General features: G+C 76.6%; 1 protein-coding gene and 2 pseudogenes. All 3 read left to right on the top strand.

Going from position 1 to position 3,969, the window contains the following annotated elements:
• Positions 1–521, top strand: a pseudogene (locus IH13_RS0104895) (hypothetical protein); the annotation flags it as partial.
• Positions 522–613: 92 nt separating this feature from the next.
• Entirely contained in the window at positions 614–1,783 is a 1,170-nt protein-coding gene (locus tag IH13_RS0104900; protein ID WP_031081306.1) for an ATP-binding protein, read from the top strand.
• Positions 1,753–3,969 (top strand): annotated as a pseudogene (locus tag IH13_RS40450) (DUF5682 family protein); the annotation flags it as partial. The gene IH13_RS0104900 and the pseudogene IH13_RS40450, both read left to right, overlap by 31 nt.

Below are 3,969 nucleotides of genomic sequence, written 5' to 3' on the forward strand. Positions count from 1 at the left end.
CCGTCCGCGCCGTCCTGGGCGACGATCTCGCCCGGGCGGTCGCGGCGGGAGCCGGGGGGCCGGCAGGGTACGCGCAGGACCCCGCGGTGAGCGTGCCCGGTCTCGTCGCCGAGGTCGCCGAGGCACACGGGCTGGGCGAGGACGCGGCCGTTCTCTACCTCCAACTGCTGGCGCTGCCGGACCCGACGGACCGCAACCACGCCCGGTGGACGGGGTGGAAACCGTCGCGGACCAAGAAGGCCCGTGCCGCACTGGCCGCGACCGACCTGGTCGTCGAGGCGAAGCGTTCGCGCGCCGGCCGCAGTCTCTTCCTGCCCGGCGGCTGGCTCGACCTCAAGTCCCCCGCGCTGCCGGTGGAGATCTGGAAGGAGGGGCTCTACACCGTCTCGCCGCACCTGCGGTCCGTGCCCCGGATACCCGTGGCCGAGCTCTTCCGGCGGGCCTGGGAGCGGGTGTGCGCCCAGGACGCGCCCGCGTACGAGCAGCTCACCACCCGTGCCACCCGGGAGGGCCGCCGATGAGAGCCCCGGCCGGGCCGCGGGCCGGGCCCCTGTCCGGCACCGCCGACCATCACCAGGACACATCTCCGTACCACCCTGAAGGGCCCCCGCCGATGACCACCGCCCTCGCTGCCGACGCGACCCGGCAGATCGTGCCTCCCGAGGACCGCCACTCCACCGAACTGGCCTTCCTCGCCGCGTACGACACCGGGCCGCGCCCGCCCGCCTGGCACCTCACCCCCCGCGCCGTCGTCACCTTCGTCATGGGCAGCGACGGCCGGGCGCTCAAACTGCCCGACGACGCCGAAGCCCCCGCGGGAGTGCCCCGCCGCCTCGTGGTGGAGGGCAAGTTCGTCGGTGACCGCGCGCTGGTCGAACGGTGCGTCGTCACGCTCGCCGGTGAGCGCGGTCTGCTGCTCGTGGGCGAGCCCGGCACCGCCAAGTCGATGCTCTCCGAGCTGCTGTCCGCCGCCGTCTGCGGCACGAGCGGGCTGGTGGTGCAGGGCACGGCGGGTACCACCGAGGACCAGCTCAAGTACGGCTGGAACTACGCCCTCCTGCTGGCTCAGGGGCCGAGTCGGGAGGCGCTGGTGCCGTCCCCGGTACTCACGGCGATGAGCCGGGGCGCGATAGCCCGCGTCGAGGAGGTCACCCGGTGCCTGCCCGAGGTGCAGGACTCCCTCGTGTCGCTGCTGTCCGAGCGCCGTATCGCCGTCCCCGAGCTGTCGGGTTCCGCCGACGCGCTGGCGCACGCCGCTCCGGGGTTCAATCTCGTCGCCACCGCCAACCTGCGCGACAAGGGCGTGTCCGAGATGTCCGCCGCGCTCAAGCGCCGCTTCAACTTCGAGACCGTGGGCCCCATCCCGGACCTCGACGCCGAGACCGCGCTGGTGCGCTCCCAGGCCCGGGCGTCCGTGGAGCGGGCGGGGGCGGCCTTCCGGGTGGACGACGCCGTCCTGGAGGCCCTGGTGACCGCGTTCCGTGATCTGCGGGAGGGACGGTCGGCCGAGGGATGGGAGGTCGAGCGTCCGTCGACGGTGATGAGCACCGCGGAGGCCGTCTCCGTGGCCGGGGCGCTGGGTCTCGCGGCGGCGTACTTCCCCGGCGACCGGGACGTGCTGGAGCTGCTGCCCGGCCATCTGCTGGGCGTGGTGCGCAAGGACGACCCGGCCGACGCCGCCCGGCTGCGCGGGTACTGGGACGGGCCGGTGCGGCGCCGGGCCGAGCAGGGTGCCGCCACCTGGCGCACCCTGTGGGACCTGCGCACGGTCCTGGAGGGCTGACCGCCGTGTCCCGCGCCCCTCTTTCGCCCGAAGCGGCCCTCGCCGCGCTGACCGGCCCGGCGGCCCCGTACCTCGTCGGCGTACGGCACCACGCGCCGTCCCTGGCCGCGGTGGTCCCGGCGCTTCTCGACGAGGCGGAGCCGGACGTGCTGCTGGTCGAACTCCCCACGGAATTCCAGGAGTGGCTGCCCTGGCTCGCGCACGAGGCAACGCGGGCCCCGGTCGCGCTGGCCGCGGCTCCCGCGGTCGGCGGGGGGCCCGCGTTCTATCCGTTCGCCGACTTCTCCCCCGAGTTGGCGGCGGTCCGCTGGGCCGCACGGCGGGGGGTACGCGTGGTCGCCTGCGATCTGCCGTTGGCCGACCGGGCCGGCGGGGTGGACAGCACGCGCGGACCGGGACCGGTGCGAGAGGGAGGCGAGCGGGTCGGGGCTCCCGCCGCCGGACTGGCCGCAGCCCTGCGCACCGGCCTCACCGGCCGCCCCGGCGACGATCTGTGGGACCGGCTGGTGGAGGCCGGGGCGCCGGGGTCGGCGCCGGAAGAGCTGCGCAGGGCGGCTCTGCTCACCGGGTGGGCGCTCCGGGTGGACGCCGCCGCATCGGGAGGGCTCGCCGAGCTGGACCTGCGGCGTGAGCGGTGGATGCGGTCCTGCCTGGACGCCGCGACCGCCGACGGTGCGCGGGCCGCCCTGGTGGTGGGCGCCTTCCACGCGCCCGCGCTGGTCGCGGCTCCGCCGGGGGCGTTCCCGGCCGGGGCCGACGACGCGGGGACGTGGGGCGCCGGACCCGGTGGAGCGGTGCTCGCGGCCCGGCCCGATGGCGCGGAGGCGTACGGGGGCGAGCCCAACGGTGCGGGGGCGGGGGGAGCCGCGTCCAACGGCGCGGGGGCGCGCGGTGCCGGGCCCGGCGGCCCGGGGTGGACGACGTCCCTCATCCCGTACACCTACGCCCTCCTGGACGAGCGTTCCGGCTATCCGGCGGGCATCCGGGACCCGGAGTGGCAGCACCTGGTCCTGGAAGCGGCAGGCGATCCGGCCGCGCTGGAGGAGGCGTTGACGCGTACCGCCGTGCGGATCTGCGCCGAACTGCGGGCGACCGGCCATCCGTCGGGCCCGCCCGACGCCCGGGAGGTCACCCGTCTCGCAGGGGACCTGGCCCGGCTGCGGGGACTGCCCGCGGCCGGCCGGGGCGAACTGGTCGAGGCGGTCCAGACGGTGCTGGTCCAAGGCGAGCCCTACGGCCGGGGACGGGCCGTCGCCCGCGCGATGGAGAGGGTTCTGGTCGGCACACGCGTCGGGCGCCCTTCGCCGGACGCGCCGCGCAGCGGTCTGGGTCCCGCGGTGGAGGCGGAGCTCGCCTCGCTGGGTCTGCCCGGGCCGATGGACTCCGGCCCGGGCTCGGCGCGTGACCTGCGGCTGGACCCGCTCCGGTCCGACCTGGACCGGAGCCGCGAGCTGCTGCTGCGCCGGCTGACCGTGTGCGGTGTGCCCTACGCCGAGGCGAAGAAGGTCGTCGGGACGGGCGGGGCGGATGCCCTCACCTCGCGCTGGGAGGTGCGCTGGACCCCGGCCACCGCGGCCATGCTGACCGCCGCCGGTGTCCGTGGCATCACGGCCGCCCAGGCGGCCGAAGGCGTCCTGCGCGAGCGGAGGCATGCCGAGTGCGCGGAAGGCGGACCCACGGCCGCGCAGACACTCGACGGTCTGGAGCAGGCCGCCGAGTGCGGTCTGCCGGCGCTCACCGCCGAACGGCTGGACGACGCCGCCGACGTGCTTCCGCCCTCGGGCACCCTGCCCGAACTGCTGGCCGGACTGGCCCTGCTGGACCGGTTGCGGGCGGGTCACTTCCCGGGAGCGGAGACCGACGAGGACGCTCTCCACCGGATGAACACCGTGGCCGAGTCGCTCACGGCCGCCGCCGTGCGCCAGGTGGACGGCCTGGCCGGCGCCGAGGACCCCGCCGACGCCCACGCCCTGCTCGAACTCGCCCACCGGGCGGACCTCGTGGGCGGCGTGCGGCTCGCCGAGTGCGGGTGCTGCTGGGTCACGCGGAGGCCGGCGAGCTGGGCCGCCGGGTCGCTTCCTGGCTGGACACGGCGTGCGACCCCTCGTCCCGGTCGGCGCTCACCGCCCGGCTCACCGGTCTGCTGAGCGCGGCGGGCCCGCTGCTGGAGTCGGCGGCGCCCGCCC

Origin of the sequence: Streptomyces sp. NRRL WC-3549 (assembly GCF_000721935.1) — a bacterium.
In the GTDB taxonomy this organism is placed as follows: Bacteria; Actinomycetota; Actinomycetes; order Streptomycetales; family Streptomycetaceae; genus Streptomyces.